Source organism: Sphingomonas qilianensis (assembly GCF_039614825.1).
GTDB classification, from domain to species: Bacteria; Pseudomonadota; Alphaproteobacteria; order Sphingomonadales; family Sphingomonadaceae; genus Sphingomonas; species Sphingomonas qilianensis.
In genome coordinates, this window is the sequence record NZ_JBDIMF010000007.1 from 46840 (window position 1) to 64733 (window position 17894).

General features: G+C 65.1%; 20 protein-coding genes. 13 read left to right on the forward strand and 7 right to left on the reverse strand.

Features of this window, described 5'->3' with window-relative positions:
* Positions 1 to 2 precede the first annotated feature (2 nt).
* The 4 genes from ABC969_RS14730 (at position 3) to ABC969_RS14745 (ending at position 2357) form a co-directional block, all read left to right on the forward strand.
* Complete coding sequence (locus ABC969_RS14730; protein ID WP_345865918.1) at positions 3 to 146, forward strand: hypothetical protein; 144 nt, start codon at positions 3 to 5, stop codon at positions 144 to 146.
* Positions 143 to 700: a cytochrome c oxidase assembly protein gene (locus tag ABC969_RS14735; protein WP_345865919.1), complete on the forward strand. Its 558-nt coding sequence runs from the start codon at positions 143 to 145 to the stop codon at positions 698 to 700. The genes ABC969_RS14730 and ABC969_RS14735 overlap by 4 nt, the downstream gene beginning before the upstream one ends.
* Positions 701 to 733: 33 nt before the next feature.
* The gene (locus ABC969_RS14740; protein WP_345865920.1) at positions 734 to 1657 is read left to right on the forward strand and encodes a cytochrome c oxidase subunit 3; all 924 of its coding nucleotides are present in this window, start codon (positions 734 to 736) and stop codon (positions 1655 to 1657) included.
* A 91-nt stretch (positions 1658 to 1748) separates the two neighbouring features.
* Positions 1749 to 2357, forward strand: a complete 609-nt coding sequence (locus ABC969_RS14745; RefSeq protein ID WP_345865921.1) for an SURF1 family cytochrome oxidase biogenesis protein — start codon at positions 1749 to 1751, stop codon at positions 2355 to 2357.
* A gap of 3 nt (positions 2358 to 2360) precedes the next feature.
* Here ABC969_RS14745 and ABC969_RS14750 read toward each other — a convergent pair whose 3' ends face one another.
* From ABC969_RS14750 to ABC969_RS14770, 5 genes are all read right to left on the reverse strand, one after another.
* A complete protein-coding gene (locus ABC969_RS14750; protein WP_345865922.1) occupies positions 2361 to 2759 on the reverse strand; it encodes a cytochrome C nitrite reductase in 399 nt (132 codons plus the stop codon).
* Positions 2756 to 3964, reverse strand: a complete 1209-nt coding sequence (locus ABC969_RS14755) for a molybdopterin-dependent oxidoreductase (protein WP_345865923.1) — start codon at positions 3962 to 3964, stop codon at positions 2756 to 2758. Before ABC969_RS14755 ends, ABC969_RS14750 begins: the two co-directional genes overlap by 4 nt.
* Positions 3957 to 4547, reverse strand: a complete 591-nt coding sequence (locus ABC969_RS14760) for an NADPH-dependent FMN reductase (RefSeq protein ID WP_345865924.1) — start codon at positions 4545 to 4547, stop codon at positions 3957 to 3959. The genes ABC969_RS14755 and ABC969_RS14760 overlap by 8 nt, the downstream gene beginning before the upstream one ends.
* Positions 4548 to 4637: 90 nt before the next feature.
* Positions 4638 to 5708 (reverse strand): LLM class flavin-dependent oxidoreductase, encoded by a 1071-nt coding sequence (locus tag ABC969_RS14765; protein WP_345865925.1) that lies wholly within the window; start codon positions 5706 to 5708, stop codon positions 4638 to 4640.
* Positions 5705 to 6613 carry an aldo/keto reductase gene (locus ABC969_RS14770; RefSeq protein ID WP_345865926.1) on the reverse strand — a complete coding sequence of 303 codons (909 nt, stop codon included), beginning with the start codon at positions 6611 to 6613 and terminating at the stop codon, positions 5705 to 5707. The genes ABC969_RS14765 and ABC969_RS14770 overlap by 4 nt, the downstream gene beginning before the upstream one ends.
* A gap of 26 nt (positions 6614 to 6639) precedes the next feature.
* On the opposite strand from ABC969_RS14770, the gene ABC969_RS14775 reads away from it, so the two are divergent.
* Both ABC969_RS14775 and ABC969_RS14780 read left to right on the forward strand, forming a co-directional pair.
* Positions 6640 to 7719, forward strand: a complete 1080-nt coding sequence (locus tag ABC969_RS14775) for a Gfo/Idh/MocA family protein (protein ID WP_345865927.1) — start codon at positions 6640 to 6642, stop codon at positions 7717 to 7719.
* Positions 7720 to 7817: 98 nt separating this feature from the next.
* Positions 7818 to 10229 (forward strand): TonB-dependent receptor, encoded by a 2412-nt coding sequence (locus ABC969_RS14780; protein WP_345865928.1) that lies wholly within the window; start codon positions 7818 to 7820, stop codon positions 10227 to 10229.
* 39 nt (positions 10230 to 10268) lie between these two features.
* Here the strand turns inward: ABC969_RS14780 and ABC969_RS14785 are convergent, their stop codons facing one another.
* Positions 10269 to 11531, reverse strand: a complete 1263-nt coding sequence (locus tag ABC969_RS14785; RefSeq protein WP_345865929.1) for a NupC/NupG family nucleoside CNT transporter — start codon at positions 11529 to 11531, stop codon at positions 10269 to 10271.
* 138 nt (positions 11532 to 11669) lie between these two features.
* Here ABC969_RS14785 and ABC969_RS14790 point away from each other — a divergent pair, with 138 nt between their 5' ends.
* The 7 genes from ABC969_RS14790 to ABC969_RS14820 all read left to right on the forward strand — a co-directional run bounded on the left by ABC969_RS14790 (position 11670) and on the right by ABC969_RS14820 (position 16075).
* Entirely contained in the window at positions 11670 to 12344 is a 675-nt protein-coding gene (locus tag ABC969_RS14790; RefSeq protein ID WP_345866079.1) for a queuosine precursor transporter, read from the forward strand.
* A gap of 156 nt (positions 12345 to 12500) precedes the next feature.
* Positions 12501 to 13400, forward strand: coding sequence for an acetylglutamate kinase (gene argB, locus ABC969_RS14795; protein WP_345865930.1), 900 nt, complete (start codon positions 12501 to 12503; stop codon positions 13398 to 13400).
* 122 nt (positions 13401 to 13522) lie between these two features.
* Entirely contained in the window at positions 13523 to 13882 is a 360-nt protein-coding gene (locus ABC969_RS14800) for an energy transducer TonB family protein (protein ID WP_345865931.1), read from the forward strand.
* A 90-nt stretch (positions 13883 to 13972) separates the two neighbouring features.
* A complete protein-coding gene (locus tag ABC969_RS14805; RefSeq protein ID WP_345865932.1) occupies positions 13973 to 14284 on the forward strand; it encodes a YggT family protein in 312 nt (103 codons plus the stop codon).
* Positions 14284 to 14586, forward strand: coding sequence for a DUF167 domain-containing protein (locus ABC969_RS14810; RefSeq protein WP_345865933.1), 303 nt, complete (start codon positions 14284 to 14286; stop codon positions 14584 to 14586). Before ABC969_RS14805 ends, ABC969_RS14810 begins: the two co-directional genes overlap by 1 nt.
* Positions 14583 to 15458 carry a bifunctional methylenetetrahydrofolate dehydrogenase/methenyltetrahydrofolate cyclohydrolase FolD gene (gene folD / locus ABC969_RS14815; RefSeq protein WP_345865934.1) on the forward strand — a complete coding sequence of 292 codons (876 nt, stop codon included), beginning with the start codon at positions 14583 to 14585 and terminating at the stop codon, positions 15456 to 15458. The genes ABC969_RS14810 and folD overlap by 4 nt, the downstream gene beginning before the upstream one ends.
* Positions 15455 to 16075, forward strand: a complete 621-nt coding sequence (locus ABC969_RS14820) for a MarC family protein (protein WP_345865935.1) — start codon at positions 15455 to 15457, stop codon at positions 16073 to 16075. The genes folD and ABC969_RS14820 overlap by 4 nt, the downstream gene beginning before the upstream one ends.
* Before the next feature lie 12 nt (positions 16076 to 16087).
* On the opposite strand, the gene ABC969_RS14825 is transcribed toward ABC969_RS14820, so the two are convergent.
* Entirely contained in the window at positions 16088 to 17875 is a 1788-nt protein-coding gene (locus ABC969_RS14825) for an AcrB/AcrD/AcrF family protein (RefSeq protein WP_345865936.1), read from the reverse strand.
* Positions 17876 to 17894 lie beyond the last annotated feature (19 nt).

The following is a 17894-nucleotide window of genomic DNA, read 5'->3' on the forward strand; positions in this document are numbered from 1 at the left end:
CCATGCAAGAACCGACCAATAATGATGATCTGATCCGCGCCCGTCAGCGCTCGCGCGCGACCGTGATGGCGGTGATCCTTGGCGCGTTCGTGATCCTGGTGTTCGCGATCAGCATCGCCAAGATCAAGGCAGGGATACCGCATTGATCCGGCGGAGCCTGACCGGGCCGGGGCGCACCGCGCTGCTCGCCGTGCTGGGTATCTGCTTCATGACCGGGCTCGCCTGGGCCAGCATCCCGCTATACCGCATGTTCTGCGAAGCGACCGGGCTTAACGGCACCACACAGCGCGGGCTGGTGGCGCCGGGGGCAACCGACAACCGCATCCGCATCGATTTCGATGCCAATGTCGATCCCAAGCTGCCGTGGAAATTTGCGCCGGAAAACCCGTCCGAAACGATCGATATCGGTGGGCGCGATATGGCGTTCTTCACCGCCACCAACACCAGCGACAAGCCGGTGACGGGGATGGCGACGTACAACGTGACGCCGGCGCAAGCGGGCAAATATTTCACCAAGATCCAGTGCTTCTGCTTCACGCAGCAGACGCTGCAGCCCGGCGAGACGGTGCGCATGCCGGTGATGTTCTTCGTCGATCCCAAGATTCTGGCCGATGAGGACGCGCGCGATATCAAGACGATCACGCTCAGCTATACGTTTTACCGGCCCAAGACGGTGGATTCTGCGAAAGCAGCCAGCTAGAGCGTTTGCAAAGAGATAGCAGAGGGACCGATCATGGCCGGCGCCAAGAACCACGATTATCATATTCTTAACCCCGATCCCTGGCCGATCATCGGCTCGTTCTCGGCGCTGGCGATGGCCGCGGGCGGGATCATGTGGATGCATGGCGGCCATGTCGATAAGCCTAATGGCGGCGGCGTCGTGTTCTTCCTCGGTCTGCTCGGCGTGCTCGTCACCATGTTCTGCTGGTGGAGCAATGTGATCAAGGAAGCGAACCGCGGCGATCATACGCCCGTTGTGCAGCTTCACCTGCGGTACGGCATGATCCTGTTCATCGCTTCCGAAGTGATGTTCTTCGTCGGCTGGTTCTGGGCATTTTTCGATTTCTCGCTGTTCCCGGCACCCGTCGAGCTGATCGAGGGCGTGCCCGGGCTGATCGCGGATGCCGCCGCCGGTGCGGCAACCTGGCCGCCCAAGGGCCTGGAAGTAATCAACGCGTTTGAGCTGCCCTTGCTCAACACGCTGATCCTGCTGCTGTCGGGCACCACTGTCACCTGGGCGCATCACGCGCTGATCCACGGCCAGCGCGGCGGCGACAAGACCGGTGCATGGGGCGCGATCGGCGTCGGCAACCGTGATGGCGTGCTCAAGGGCCTGTGGGTCACGATCGTGCTCGGGCTGTTGTTCAGCTCGATCCAGGCGTACGAATACGCGCACGCGCCGTTCCCCTTCAAGGGCATCAATTATGGCGCCGCCTTCTTCATGGCGACCGGCTTCCACGGCTTCCACGTCCTGATCGGCACGATCTTCCTGATCGTCTGCCTGATCCGCGCCTATAAGGGCGATTTCACGCCCAAGCAGCATTTCGGCTTCGAAGCGGCGGCCTGGTATTGGCATTTCGTCGACGTTGTGTGGCTGTTCCTGTTCGTCACCGTCTATGTCTGGGGCGGCTGGGGCGCACCGGTCCACGGCGGTTGAGCTGCCACGAGCCGATCGCGACGCGCCTGGCGCCCGTCACGATTGGCTCGAGGACGACAGCGGTGATGATCGAACCGCGCAAGGTGTTACGATGAAACGTCTGCCCATCGTCGCCACGATCATCGTTGCGCTCGCCGTCGCGCTGATGATCGCGCTCGGCGTATGGCAATTGCAGCGCAAGGCCGAAAAGGAGGCGATGATCGCGCAATATGCCGCGAACGTCGCGCTTCCCGAAATCGCCTTCCCCGCCATTCCGGTCAACGATGCGCTGCTGTTTCGCAAGGCTGTCGGCACCTGTATCGGGCCCATCAACTGGATCGAGCGCTCGGGGCGCACCGCGCAAGGCGCCACCGGGTGGCGCCAGATCGCGCAGTGCCGCACCGGCATCGGAGGCCCGGGCATGGCCGTCCAGCTCGGCCTGTCCGGCCAGCCGCGCGGCAAGCCGGCGTGGAATAGCGGCGTGGTGCACGGTTATATCAGCCAGGCGCCCGACGATCAGCCCCTGATACTGTCACTGATCGGTGCTGCGCACCCCAAGACGCTGATGCTGATCGCCGCCACGCCAGCGGCCGGGCTAGCGGCTAATCCGGTGCCGGATCTGTCGTCGATCCCCAACAACCACCTGGCTTATGCCGTGCAATGGTTCGTGTTCGCGGCGATCGCCGCGATCATCTACGTAATAGCGGTACGCGCACGCTAACCGCTATTTCGCGGTCGACGCAGGCCGTTGCGCGGGCAGCGCGAGCAGGGCGCCGATCAACGCCTGGTCGTCACCCGGCGCGATCGGCGCCTTGTACACGCCGCGCATCTTGTCGATCGTTGCTTGCCACTTCTCCGCATTGAGCGGTGGTTGCGCGGTGAGCATCTCGACCGAATGACAGGCGGTGCAATTGGCGGTGATCAGCGCGCTGCCGGCCGGGAGCGCGGCACTTTCCTCAGGCAGGGCGATCGTCGCCGAGGTCAGCGTGATGCCGCCGCCGGAGACCGAGGTGTCATCGTCTCCCCGCGGCGCGCTGGCATCGGGCCGGGGGATCAGCATCCAGCCGATCGCCAGCACCGCCATCAGCGCCAGCACGGCAACAGCGATCGTCCGGCGACTCATGTTGCGTTCACCGCGATGCTCTCGATCGCATTGCGCATGAAGCCGCCGGGGTTCCAGATCGGTTGCGCGATTTGGGTTTGCCCGGCGCTGTTGGTGCAGCGCAGCGCCAGACGATAGCGGCCCGGACTGAGACCGGGCACAGTCGCTTCCCACAAGCGGAAGCCATAGCGGCCTTCATCGGGGCCCAGCGGCGCGGCATGCCAACTGCGGCCATGATCCATCGACAGATCGACGCGCGTGACGCCATGCGTGCCCCCCATGGCCAGGCCGCGGATGTAGAATGGCGAGCGCGCCGTCACCGTCGCGTCATCGCCCATATTGGTGAAAAACGCGCGCGGCAGCATGCGGTTGATCGGCACGGTAGGGAAATCCTTCGCGCCGGGCATGACATCGGGGCCGGGGGTCGCCGGAATGCGATAGGCCTTGTCCATCCAATAGCCGGTATCGGGCGTGGTCAGCACCTCGATCCGGTCGAGCGCCTTGATCCAATAGGTGGAATACCAGCCCGGCACAATCAGCCGGATGGGAAAGCCGTTGAGCAGCGGCAGTTGCGCGCCATTCATCTGAAACGCGATCATCACCTCGCTATCGCGCGCGTGATCGATAGCCAGCGACTTTTCGAATGCTGGCGCCCCGGGCGGCGGCTTGTCCAGCCCGCCGAGTTTCACCGCCACCGCGCCGGGCGCCACGCCGGCGCGATCGAGCACGTCACGCAAGGCCACGCCGACCCATTTGGCATTGCCGATCGCGCCATTGCCCCATTGCGCGCCGGGCACGCGCGGGCTGAACAGACCGCGCGAATTGCCCGAACATTGATTGACCGCGGCAAGCTCGACGCGCGGCATGGCCAGCAGGTCGGCCAGCGACAGTGACAGCCGCCGGCGCACCGCGCCGCCGATGGTGAGGCGGAACGTCCGCACGTCCACCGATGTCGGGATATCGCTGTAATGCCAGCGCACGAAAAAGCGGTCGTTGGGAGTGAAGACCTGTCCGTCGAGTGCGTCGAGCGGCGTTTCCAGCAACGGCGCGCGGCCGCGCTGCAAAATCATGCTGCCCTTTTCCGGGAAATCGCCGGTCATCGCGCGCGCGCCGTTGCCGCCGGGAAGTCGGAGATCGACTAATGCTTGCGCCAACGCGGGCATGGCGGCCAGGCCGGCGCCGGCGCCGATCAGCCCGAGCGCCTCGCGACGGCCAAGTTCAGCCATTGGTATGGATCTGCAGCGGTGCGAACCGCGCGACCTGCGTGCCGACCATGCACAGTTGATCGAGCACCGCCTGATCGCTGGCGCCGCCTTCGTCATCGAACTTGGTCAGCTGCGTGTTGATCGCGGCGGCGAACGGCGTCGGCCAGCCGCGCAGCGCGTGGACGATCGAGCGCAGCGCGGCGATCGTGCTGCCAGTCGCCTGCCAGCCATAGGCAGTGGCGATCAGCCCTACGGGCATGTCGGCGAGATAGGGGCGCTCCGCATCGCGCGCGGTTTCCTCGAGCAGATCGAGCGCATTCTTGACCACGCCGGAAATGCTGCCGTGATAGCCCGGCGAGGCGATGATCAGCGCCGAGGCTCCACGCATCGTCTCGACGAAATCCTGCTCCTCGGGCGTGCGCGTGGTCGCCTTGGGGTTGTAGAGCGGCAGGCGACCCATGTCCGCGCCGCCGAACATGCGCGTGCGGAAGCCCTGGCGGCCGGCGGCGTCGAGCGCGATCTTCAGCGCGCGTTCGGTCGAGGAGACGCCGCCGATCGTGCCGCCGATGCCGACGACCAGGGGCTGGAATTCGCTATCGGCCATCATATCGTCCCTCGGCATCGCATGCGCTGCATATCTCCGCTTGTCGGCCATGCGACAAGCCGCGATCGGCGCCGCCGATGCGAAAACCGATCAGCGGGCCAATGGCGCGTGATCGATCTGCGGCAGCACGTGGCGCGCGAACAGATCGGCCTCGGCAGCATGCGGATAGCCCGAGAGAATGAACGCCTCGATGCCCATGTCGCGATAGCCGTTGATCTTGGCCAGCACCTGATCGGGATCGCCGACGATCGCCGCACCGCAGCCGGAGCGCGCGCGCCCCACCCCGGTCCACAGATTGTCCTCCGCATAGCCATCGTCGGCAGCGTTTTCGCGCAGCGCGGCTTGCGCGGCGACGCCGGCGGACTGCGAATCGAGCGATTTGGCGCGGATCGCGGCGCCTTCGGCATCATCGAGCTTGGCGATTAGCCGATCGGCGGCGGTACGCGCCTCCGCTTCGGTATCGCGGACGATGACGTGCGCGCGATAGCCGTAGCGCAGCGTGCGCCCGTGCGCAGCGGCGCGCGCGTCCATGTCGGCCATGATCGCGGCGATCGTTTCCTTCTTGTCGGGCCACATCAGGAACACGTCACAGCCCTTGGCCGCAGCCTCGCGCGCATCGGGGGAGAGGCCACCGAAATAGAGCGGAGGCGCCTTGCCGGAAACGGTGCGCACGCCTGACGGCGCGACCTTGAGCTTCCAGAAGTCGCCGTCATGATCGAGCGCCTCGCCGTTGAGCAAGGTCTTGAGGATGTGCATCGCCTCCACCGTGCGGGCGTAACGCGGCGCACTGGCCAGCGTCTCGCCGGGCAGATCGGAAGAGATGATGTTGACCGTCAGCCGCCCGCCAAGCAGCTGATCGATCGTGGCGATCTGCCGCGCCAGCTGCGGCGGCCAGCTTTCGCCCACGCGCACGGCCATGAGCAATGCCATGCGCCGGAGCATCGGCGCGATCGCGGCGGCAAAAGCGGTGGTATCGATGCCCAGCGCATAGCCCGAGGGCAGCAGGATATTGTCAAACCCGCCGCTTTCGGCCTGCAGCACGATATCGCGGCAATGCTCCCAACTCGATTTCAGCTTGGCATCGGGCTGCCCGAGAAATTCATAGTCATCGTCGCATAGCGCGGAAAACCAGCTGACTTCGCATGGCGGGCGGGCGGTCACGGCAGTTTCTCCCCGCGCGCGGCGACCAGCACGTCATACCATTCCTGGCGCGACCAACGCACCGAGTGGACATCGGCAAGCTCGGCAATGCGCGTGGCATTCTGCGTGCCGACGATCGGGATCACCCGCGCGGGATGCGCCATGATCCAGCTATACGCCGCTGTTGCGCGGCTTACACCGGCCGCTTCGGCCTTCACATCCAAGGCGTGCGCGGCGGCGCGTTCCTGCGCCGTGCCCGGCTCAGCAATGCGCCCGCCCCCCAACGGGGACCAGGCGAGCACGGTGATATCGCGCGCCATGGCCAGATCGACCAGCCCACTGGTGATCGGCTCCAGTTCTAGCGGCGAGAATTCCGGTTGTACGGTGGCGAGCGGCACGGTCAGGAAGCTGGCCAACGCGGTGATCTGCGCAACCGTATAATTGGATACGCCGATCGCGCCGACCTTGCCGCTTGCAAGCATCTTCTCCAGCGTCCGCGCGACTTCCTGCGGATGCGTCAGAATATCCGGGCGATGGATCTGATACAGTTCGACACGATCGGTGCGCATCCGGCGGAGCGAGGCATCCAGCGCGTCCTCCAGATAACGCGCGCTCGAATCGTACGGCACCGGCGGGGTGATCCCGCCCTTGGTCGCCAACACCATGCGCCCGCGCAAGCCGGGCGTGGCGGCGAACACCTCGCCCAGCAGAGATTCGGCATCGCCAAACCCGCCCGCGCCATCGAAACCGTAAATATCGGCGGTGTCGAACAGATTGATCCCGGCATCGAACGCTGCTTCGATCAGCGTGCGTCCCTCGGTCGGCGAAACGCCGGCGAAGCGCCACATCCCCCAGGCTATTGGGGAAACCAGCAATCCGCTCTTGCCGAGCGACCGCATTTCGGGCTTATGATCGTTTTCAGACATCGTTGTCATACATAGGGGCTGGATGCGTGGTAGAGCAAGTACGTTATGGGCTTGTCGGCGCGGGCATGATGGGTGTCGAGCATATCACCAACCTGGCGATCACGCCCGGCGCGGTGGTCACCGCGCTCGCCGATCCGACGCCGAGTTCGCTTAATCATAGCCAGGCCGCGCTGGGGCGATCGGTGCCGACGTTCGATAGCGCCGCGGCGCTCGCCGCCAGCGGATTATGTGATGCGGTGATCGTCGCCAGCCCCAATTACACGCACCGCTTGGTGCTGGAGCCGCTGTTCGAGGCCGGCCTGCACATCCTGTGCGAAAAACCGCTGGCCACGACGATGGATGATGCTCGCTGGGTGGCGGAGCGCGCGGCCGCGACGGACAAGGTGTTCTGGACGGCGATGGAATATCGCTACATGCCACCCGCTGTCGAGTTCATCCGCGAGATCAAGGATGGCCGCATCGGCCGGCTCCAGATGCTGTCGATCCGTGAGCATCGTTTTCCGTTTCTCGAAAAAGTTGCCGACTGGAATCGCTTCAGCCGTAACACCGGCGGCACGATGGTCGAAAAATGCTGCCATTTCTTTGATCTGATGCGGCTGATCACCGGCGCCGAAGCCGTGCGCGTCTATTGCTCGGGCGCGATGGACGTGAATCATCTGGACGAGCGTTATGACGGCGAGACGCCGGACATCATCGACAACAGCTATACCACGGTCGATTTTGATAACGGGGTGCGCGCCATGCTTGATCTGTCGATGTTCGCCGATGGCGCGGAAAATCAGGAAGAGATTGCCGCCGTGGGGGACCAGGCGCGCCTCGACGTGCTGATCCCCGAAGGCGCTTTGGTCTATTCGCCGCGTGTCGGCTTTCGCAACGAGAAGAAGGTCGAGCGCCGCATCGTCCATACTGACGAGACCGCGCTCAACGCCGGCAGCCATCACGGCTCGACCTTTTACCAGCATCAGAAATTCAACGCCGCGGTGCGCGGGGCAGGACCGGTCGAGGTCACCGCGCATGATGGGTTGATGGCGGTGGCGATCGGCACCGCGGCGGAGATCAGCGCGCGCGAGCATCGCGTGGTGGAGATGCATGAACTGGGCATGTGAGGGCGAAGCCGGGCTTTGCCGTGGCAAAGCCTGATTGCGCTGACAGAGTGACGACAACAACAATACCCATCGAACGAATGGGAATTTGGGAGACGATGATGACCAAGGCACTGTATCTATCGAGTGCGGCATTGCTCGCGCTAATCGCTGCCCCGGCGCTGGCGCAGGATGCCGGCACCGCGGGCGTGTCCGCCGCGACAACCGGCGCGGACGCGCAAACCGCCGAGCCGACCGACACCGGCAGCGTGACACCCGGCGACATCGTCGTCACCGCGCAAAAGCGCAGCGAACGCTTGCAAGACGTGCCGGTGGCGATCTCGGTGATTTCGGGCGACCAGCTGGCCGCCAAGGGTGCGCTCAACCTGGAAGGCGCGCAATATCTCGTCCCCACGCTCAACTTCCGCAAATCGGGCACGGCGATCAACCAGTCGCTGTTCCTGCGCGGGGTGGGCACCTCGACCTTCTCGATCGCGGGCGAGCCGAGCATCTCCACCGTGGTCGACGGCGTGGTCTATAGCCGCGCGGGCGAAGCGTTCAGTGACCTGATCGATATCGACCGGATCGAAGTGTTGCGCGGGCCGCAGGGCACGTTGTTCGGCAAGAACACCAGCGCCGGGGTGATCAACATCGTCACCAAGCGACCAGGCGACGACTTTGGCGGCTTTCTGGAAGGCGGCTATTACACCAACGGTAATGAGTATCGCGTGCGCGGCGCGGTGGATGTGCCTCTGGGCGAGAATGTCAAAAGCCGCTTCACCGGTTTCTATGGCAATTACGACGGCAATATCCGCAACATCGCGCAGGATAACGACCGGGTGAACGGCTACGAACATTATGGCGTGCGCGGCATGATCGTCGCCGATCCCACGCCAGACCTGACCTTCACGCTGATCGCCGATTACCGCAAATCGAAGGACGATTGCTGCGCCGAAGTGATCGGCACCACGCCCACCAACGCCACCGCCAGCGTGCTGCCCGATATCCGCGGCGACAGGTCGCGCACGGTGAACCAGGATCTGGTGACCTCGACCAACGAGACAAGCTGGGGCGTGTCGCTGCAGGCCGATGCGCAGGTCGGCACGCAGACGGTGACCTATATCGGCTCCTATCGTGAATATGATAACGAGGAGATCCGCGACGGCGATTGGCTGCCGCGCGCGTACGTCGGCTTTAACCAGCTTCACGACTTCGGGCCGCAGACGTCGAACACGTTCACGCAGGAATTGCGGCTGACCTCGCCGTCCGATCAGTTCTTCAGCTATGTGCTGGGCGCCTTCTATTCGCGCGCCGAAACCGAGCGGACGTTCCGCCGCGACGATCTGGTCTGCACGCTGGCGCCAGCACCGACCGCGCTGACGCCGTGCACCACGACCGGTACGGTCGTCACCCGGCCGACCGGGACGGCGGATTTCGGCTCGGTGTTCAAAAATCTCGCGTTCTTCGGGCAGGGCACGTTCAACGTCACCGACCGATTCCGCGTCATTGCTGGCGTGCGCTACACCAGCGATCAGCTCGATGTGTCGCATATCCGCCGCACCGCGCTGACGGGCCCGGGGATCAACGGCAATTTCGATCGCGGCGTGAACAATCAATATATCCGCCTGGTCGCCGCTGGCGTGTCGCCAACGGTCGCCGCGACGCAGGCCGTTGCCGCATCTGATGGCGTGCCGTTCATCGCCAAGACGACCAACGACAATTGGTCGGGCAAGGCCGGCGTACAATATGACATTGCCCGTCAGTCGACCGCCTATGCGACCTATTCGCGCGGCTATAAGGGCCCGGCGTTCAACGTCTTCTACAATCTGACCGCTACCGGCACCAACGCGATCGATCCGGAAACCGCGGATGCCTATGAAATCGGGCTGAAGAACACGTTCTTCGATGGCAAATTGGTGCTCAATCTGGCGGGCTATTACGCAAAATATCACAATTTCCAGGCCAACAATCCGGATTTCGTGGCGGGCGTTCTGGTCACGCGCTTTACCAATGCGGGCGAGATCTCGACGCGCGGCGCCGAGCTCGACATCGTCTTCCAGCCGGTGCGCGATCTGTCGTTCAGCGGCGGCCTTGCCTATACCGACGCGCATATCGATCAGTTCAAGGTGCCGACCAACGGCGTGACGACGGGCGTGATCCCGAGCGGCACGACGCTTGGCTATGCGCCGAAATGGAAGGGCTCGTTGGGGGCGGATTATCGCATCCGTACCGGCGGCGTGGTCGATTTTACGCTGGGCGCACAAGGCTCGTATCAATCGAAGCAAACCTCGCAGCTGGATGCCTCGGCCGTGGTGCGCGAGGCGACGACGATCAGGGGTTACGGTCTGGTCGATCTCGCCGCGGGGATCGTCGATAACAACGATCGCTTCCGCGTTAGCTTCCAGGTCAAGAACCTGTTCGACCAGAGCTTCGCCAGCGCGATCACCAGCGGCGGGCCGGGCGGCAGCTATCGCTACCTGATCCCGCGCGAGGCGGATCGTTATTACGGCATCACCGGCCGGGTGAACTTCTGAGTTGAGCGGCCGGCCCGGTGCGCACCGGGCCGGCCGGGCTCAGCCGATCAACAAACCGGCCAGCGCAGCGGACATCAGATTGGCCAGGCTGCCCGCGGCGAGCGCGCGCAGCCCCAATTTGGCGATCATCGGGCGCTGGTTGGGCGCAAGGCTCCCGGTCACCGCCATCTGGATGGCGATCGAGCTGAAATTGGCAAAGCCGCACAGCGCAAAGGTGATCACCGCCACGGTGCGCGCCGACAAGCCGGTCTGCGTGCCCAGGCTGATATAGGCGACGAATTCGTTGAGCACGATCTTCTGCCCGAACAGGCCACCGGCGATCCCCGCCTCGTTCCACGGCACGTTCAACAGGAACATGATCGGCGCAAAGATATAGCCGAGCAGGCCCTGGAAGCTGAGCGTGGGATAGCCGAACCACGCGCCGATGCCGCCGAGCAGCCCGTTGGCGAGTGCGACCAAGGCAACGAACGCCAGCACCATCGCGCCGACCGCCACTGCCAGCTTGACGCCGGTCTGCGCGCCTTGCGCCGCGGCCATGATCAAATTGGCGGGCTTTTCCTCGTCATGCGTCGCCTGCGGCAGCGGTTCGCCGGCATGATTGTCGGGGACGTCGCCGAGCGGCAGTTCGCCCTCCGGCGCGCCGAGCCGATCGGGCATCATGATCTTGGCCATCAGGATGCCGCCGGGCGCGGCCATGAAGCTGGCGGCGAGCAGATAATCGATGCGGATGCCCATCGAGGCATAGGCGGCGAGGATCGTGCCGGCGACGCCCGCCATGCCGCTGGTCATCACGGTGAACAGCTGCGGCGCGGTCAGCCCGGCGAGATAGGGGCGGATAACCAGCGGCGATTCGCTCTGCCCGACGAAGATATTGGCGGCCGCACACAGCGATTCGACCTTCGATACGCCGATCACCCATTCGATCGCGCCGCCGACCCAGCGCACCACGAATTGCATGATGCCAAGATAATAGAGGATCGACACCAGGCTGGCGAAAAAGATGATCACCGGCAAGGCGGCGATGGCGAAGCTCTGCCCGCCGATTTCGGGGGTCGCCATCTTGCCGAACAGGAATTCGGTGCCCTTTTGCGAATAGCCGAGCAGATTGGCCACCCCGCCCGACATTTCGCCGAGGATCATCTTGCCGGCGCTGGAATAGAGCACCAGCACGGCGATGCCGGCCTGCAGCGCGAACGCCGCGCCGACCACGCGCAGCCGGATCGCGCGACGATCGTTCGATAATAAGATGGCGATGCCGAGGATCACTGCGATGCCCGCAATACCGATCAAAAACCTGTTCATTGCGTGCCCGTCGCCCTTCAATTTAGGGCAGCTTCACCCAGTTTTTGCGGCATGCGCAAGAAAATTGCGCTGGCGAAGCAACGATCCGGCGCTGCCGGCGCGATTGACGCGTGGGCGAAAGCCGGTAGCGTCGCCGCGATGAACCAGACGCCACCGGCATTTCCACGCTCGCTCTTCTTCTTCTCGATCTTCTACGGCGGCATGGTGTGCATCGCCGGCGTGCTCGGCAACAAACAGGTGTCGTTGGGGCCGCTCTCGGCGATCGGGCCGATGTTCGGGCTGGGGCCATTGGCGGTGGAGGCGGGAATTTTCGCTTTCCTGCTGCTCGTCATCGTATCGAGCGCGGTCGCCGAGCTGCATGGCCCCAAGGCGGCGAACACCTTGGTGCGGATCGGCTTCGTGCCACTGATCGTGTCGATCCTGCTCTCCTGGATCGTGCATTTCCTGCCCGCCTCGCCCGATATGCAGCCGGCCAATCGCGATGCGATCCAGCTGGTGCTGGGCGCGACCTGGCGCATCTGGCTTGGCGGGATCATCGCCTATGGCATCTCGCAGACGCTGAACGTGACGATCTTCGCGGCGCTCAAAGGGGGCGAGGGCGGGCAGTTATTGTGGTTCCGCGCGGCCATTGCCAGCGTGCTGAGCCAGGTGGTCGATACCCTGCTGTTCGCGACGATCGCGTTTTACGGCGTGTTTCCGATCGGCGAGCTGATCGCCGGGCAGATGCTGGCCAAGATCGCGCTGTCGCTGATCCTGGTGCCGCCGCTGATCTATCTGGTGGTGGCGCTGGGGCGGCGGCTGGACCGGGTGTGATCCCGACCTGCTCCACCATGTCATCCCAGCGCAAGCTGGGATCTCCATGGGGCGGGTACACCGCGCGCCTCCGAAAGACCCCAGCTTTCGCTGGGGTGACGGTAAAGGGTTGGGCCGGCGCTTTCGCTGGCGGCACCTTCTAGCTAAAGGGCGCGCATGACCGATCACTCTCCTTCGCCTAGCCTGCTTGCCAAGGCCGAAACGCTCGTCGAGGCATTGCCCTATCTGCAGCGTTATGCCGGCGCGACGTTCGTCGTGAAATATGGCGGGCATGCCATGGGCAGCCCGGAGCTGCAGCGCGATTTCGCCGAAGACGTCGTGTTGCTCAAAGCCGTCGGGATCAATCCGGTGGTGGTACATGGCGGGGGCCCGCAGATCGGCGCGATGCTCAAGCGGCTGGGGGTCGAATCGCGCTTCGTCGATGGCTTGCGCGTCACCGATGCGGAGACTGCGCAGATCGCCGAAATGGTGCTCGCCGGCAACATCAATAAGGAAATCGTCGGCTGGATCGGCCAGGCCGGCGGTCGCGCGGTCGGCCTGTCGGGCAAGGATGCCGGGTTTGTCACGGCCGAGAAGGTCGGACGGAACACGCCGGACAAGTTGCAGGGCATCGAGCGGCATGTCGATCTGGGCTTTGTCGGCGAGCCGGTGGGCGTCGACCGGCGCATCATCGATACGTTGTCCGCGGCCGACATCATCCCGGTGATTGCGCCGATCGCGATCGGCGCGGACGGCCATACCTATAATATCAACGCCGATACCATGGCCGGGGCGATCGCCGCGGCGCTTGGCGCATCGCGGCTGTTCATGCTGACCGACGTCGTCGGGGTGCTCGACAAGCAGGGAGAGTTGCTCACCGATCTCGATCCGGCGCGGATCGCCGAGCTACGCGCCGATGGCACGGTAAGCGGCGGGATGATCCCCAAGCTCGAAACCTGCGTCAATGCGGTCGCGGCCGGGGTGGATGCGGCGGTCATTCTCGACGGGCGCGTACCGCATGCCATGCTGCTGGAGATTTTCACGCGGGAGGGAGCGGGGACGCTGGTGCATCGCTGAGGAGTGCGGCGAGGCGCATGACAAGCGGATGACGCTTTCGTGTCGCGAACGTCACCGCGCTGTCGCGCTGAGGTCACACCACGTTGCTAAGCGAGGCTCTCGCATTCCGCAGGAGCACGCTTATGCACGCCGCCAGCTACGCGCCCGATCTCGACCGCTGGATCGCCGATCTCGGCACCGCCATCGCGCAGGCCACGCAGCCCGATCCGATGCTGCCGGAAACTGGCTACCGCACCGGCACGGCGATGCTTGCCTTCACCGTGGAGCCAGACGGCCACATCGCCGATATCCGCTTGGTTGGCAGCTCGGGAGACGAGGCGCTCGACCGTCGCGCGATCGCCAAGCTGCGCCGCGCTGATCCGTTGCCGGCCGGACCGCTCGGCGCGGCCCGCCGTACGCACATCGCGGCGGTCGGCGTGGCCGAGCGCATCGTGGCCCCCGCTGCGCGCCCGGAAAAGACCGCCGAACCGGTGTACGCCTGACCCAATGGGGAGGTGATGACGGGTAAGCGGTTGTTCCCTGATAGCGGCATGCGCTATCGGGGAACGACCAAGCCTATCCGGAGACCGTAATTGATCGTTATCCTGCAGATCGTCCAGGTGCTCCTCAACGTCATCTGGTGGATCATCGTCATTCAGGCGATCCTGTCCTGGCTGATCGCGTTCAACGTCATCAACACGCAAAGCCATGCCGTGCGCACGGTGTGGGAAGCGCTGCGCCGCATGACCGAGCCGCTGTACCGCCCGATCCGCCGCATCCTGCCCGATTTCGGCGCGCTCGATCTGTCGCCGCTCGTTGTGCTGCTGATCCTCTACATCCTGATGAACATCATCATTCCCAATCTTGCGGTGCAATTCTACGCGCCGCCCGCCGTTACGGTCTGATGCCGGCCTGGGCCCTGCGCGACGATGGCATCGCCATCGCCGTCAGGGTCACGCCACGATCGGCGCGCGATAGCATCGCCGCCGGCACGCCCGATCATTTTGTCGCTCGGCTGACCGCGCCGCCGGTCGAGGGCGCGGCCAATGCCGCGCTGGTGCTGCTGGTGGCCAAGCTGTTCGGCGTGGCCAAAGGCGCGGTGACGGTGATCGCCGGCGATACCGCACGGCTAAAGCGGCTGCATATTCGGGGGGACGTTACGATGCTGGCACAGATCGCCCAGCGCCTCTATGAGGCGGCGGCATGAGCGCTCAAATCATCGATGGAAAAGCCTTTGCCGCGCAAGTGCGCGCGCGCATCGGCGAACAGGTCGCCACGTTCCATGCCACGGCCGGGCGCGCGCCCGGGCTGGCCGTGGTGCTGGTCGGCGAGGATCCCGCCAGCGCCGTCTATGTCCGCGCCAAGGGCAAGGCGACGCGCGAGGCGGGGATGGAAAGCATCGAACATCGCCTGCCCGCCGATGTCGGGCAGGAACCACTGCTCGCGCTGATCGATACGCTCAACGCCGATCCGGCGGTGGATGGCATCCTCGTGCAGTTGCCGCTGCCGGCGGGGATGGACGAACGCGCGGTGACCACGCGGATCGACCCCGACAAGGATGTCGATGGCTTCCACCCGGTGAATGCCGGGCGACTGGCGACGGGGATCGAGGGTTTCGTGCCCTGCACGCCGTATGGCTGCCTGATGCTGCTCAAGGACACGCTCGGTGATCTGAGCGGGCTCGACGCGGTGGTGATCGGGCGATCGAACATCGTCGGCAAGCCGATGGCGCAATTGCTGATCGGCGAAAGCTGCACGGTGACGGTGGCGCATTCGCGCACACGCGATCTGGCCTCGGTGGTGGCGCGCGCGGATATCGTCGTCGCGGCGGTCGGGCGGCCCGAGATGGTGCGCGGCGAATGGCTCAAGCCCGGCGCGACCGTGATCGATGTCGGCATCAATCGCACCGATACCGGGCTGGTCGGCGATGTCGATTTCGCCGGCGCGATGAGCGTGGCGGCGGCAGTGACGCCCGTTCCGGGCGGGGTCGGGCCGATGACCATTGCCTGCCTGCTGCGCAACACGCTGATCTCGGCGCAGCGTCGCGCGGGGCTTGCGCAGGACGACCGCGCGCTGTGATCGAACTGTATATTTCCTCGCTGATCACCTTTTTCGTGGTGATCGATCCGCCCGGCTGCGCGCCGATCTATGCCGGGCTGACCGCGGGCGCCAGCGCGGTAGAGCGCCGCGCCATGGCGGTGCGCGCGGTGCTGGTGGCGAGCGCAATCCTCATCGTGTTCGCGTTGTTCGGCGAGGATCTGCTCAATGCGCTCGGCATTTCGCTGTCCAGCTTCCGCATTGCGGGGGGCATCATGCTGTTCCTGATCGCGCTCGAAATGGTGTTCGAAAAGCGCACCCAGCGCCGCGAGGATCGCGCGCAAAAGATCATCGAGACTCCCGAAGTGGAGGACGTTTCGGTGTTCCCGATGGCCATGCCGATGATCGCCGGGCCGGGATCGATCGCCTCCGTCATGCTGCTGATGGGGCGCAATGACGGGCTGGAGCGCTCTGCGGTGGTGCTGGGCGCGCTGGCGACGATCCTGCTACTGACGCTGTTGGCGTTGCTCGCCGCCGGGCCGATCATGCGCGTGCTGGGCGCCAAGATCGAAGCGGTGATCACGCGACTGCTGGGCGTGCTGCTGGCGGCACTGGCGGTGCAGTTCGTGATCGACGGGATCCGCATCGCGCTGCACTGAGACGGAGAGCGGTCAGCTGATCCGGAACAACCGGAACGGCGATTTCCTGGGCAGCGCCACCGGGGTCAGCCAGGCCGGCAGCTCGTTATGCGCCAGCCGGTCGTAAAACCCGCCGGGGTGGCGCGCGCGATAGACCGTCGATTCCGCCATGTTCGGGCAGACCAGCAGCAACGTCGCGCCATATTTCCTGGCGGTGGCGCGGAAATTGTCGGGCGAGCGCGAGAAAGCGTGCTGCACATCGAGAATGGCATCGCCGTTGCGGTGATAGGGGCCGGCGATGGCGTCATGATGCGTGACGGTGATCAGCCGCGGCCCGAGATCGACAAAGGTGAAGATGACCTGTCTGGGCAAGCGGTCGAGCGGTTTCAGCGCGGGCACCGTCATGCACAGGCCGGAGGCACGGTTGACAACCTGCACGCGCTTGCTCGGCCGGTCGATCGGCAGATATCGGATCAGCGGGCCGGAGAAGATCGCGGCCAGCGCGGCGAGCGCCACGACGCCGCCAGCGATCTTCACGCCGATGCCGCGATGCCGCACCACCCAGGGCAGACCGAGCCAGGCCAGCGCGACGATCCCGGGCACGGCCAGTAGCTGCGCCGCCGGCCCGGCGCGTGCCTGCCACAGCAGCATCAAGGCGGCGAAGGCGGAGAATAGCAGCACCGGCACCCAGCCGGTGATGCTCGGGTGCCGGCGCGCGGCCCAGGTGGCAAGCCCCGCGCCGATCAGCCCGACCACCGGCAGCGCGACGATCGGAAAGGCCATGCGGAACGGGTGTTTGTAGATCGGTCGCGCCTCGCGCACGTTGTTCAGCCAGCTCTTGGCCAGTTCGGGCGAAACCTGTTCGGGGCGGCCCAGGCATTGCGGAAACATCCAGGCGAAGCCGGCGCCGATGATCGCTCCGGCCGTGAGCGCCAGCGCCAGCCGCACCCAGCGCTCGGCAGGATTGAGCCGTGCCAGCAGGAACAGGAAGCCGCCGCCGACCACCATGACGCTGAGCCATACCGGGGTCAGCGCGTCACAGCGCAGCACCTGATTGGCGTTGGAGGCGAACAGCACGAAGCCGATCCCGCTGCCGCCGGCAAGCGTGAGCCCATAGACCGAGAGCCGCGCCGCTTCCGCGCGGTCCCACACCCAGCGCAAGGTGATGATCGCACCGGCCATCGCGGCATAGGGCAGCAATTCGAGCCCGATATTGAGCGATACCGCGCTCGACAGGCCGACGATCAGCCCGCCGCGGCGCTGCTGCGGATCGGCCAGCCCCGCGACGGTCAGGCTGAGCATGGCCAATTGCCAGCCGTGATGATCGATCCGATCGGGCATGAACATCGAGATCGTCGTGCCGCAGCACAGCAGCAATACGATGGCGAGCGGCCAGGCGATCGGGCTGACCAGCCGCCGCACGGTCGCCGCGAGCCCGAGCAGCGCGATCGACAGCGGCAGCAGCGGCGCGATGCCGCAGGCCAGCCGCTCCGCCTCGGCGGTGCCCACGAACGGGCGCAGTAGCAGAATGAGGCCGGCGAGCGGCAGATCGACGATGCGGCTCCAGTGAATGTCGAATCCGGCGGGCGGGCTCAGGCGATATTGCCGCAGATCGTACCAGCTTTGCCCGCTCAGCAGCGCGCGCACCTGCGCCAGGCGCATGTTATCGTCGGTATCGCCCAGCGACAGCCACTGGATCATGTGCCAGCGGTCCCATACGAACCACAGCAGCAGGATCGCCCAGGCGATCAGCGTGAAGCGCAGCCAGTGGCGATCGAGTTCGCTTTTCAGCCACAGCCCGGTTTTTGCGAAATCGTTCAAAATGCTTCCCTCGCCAGCC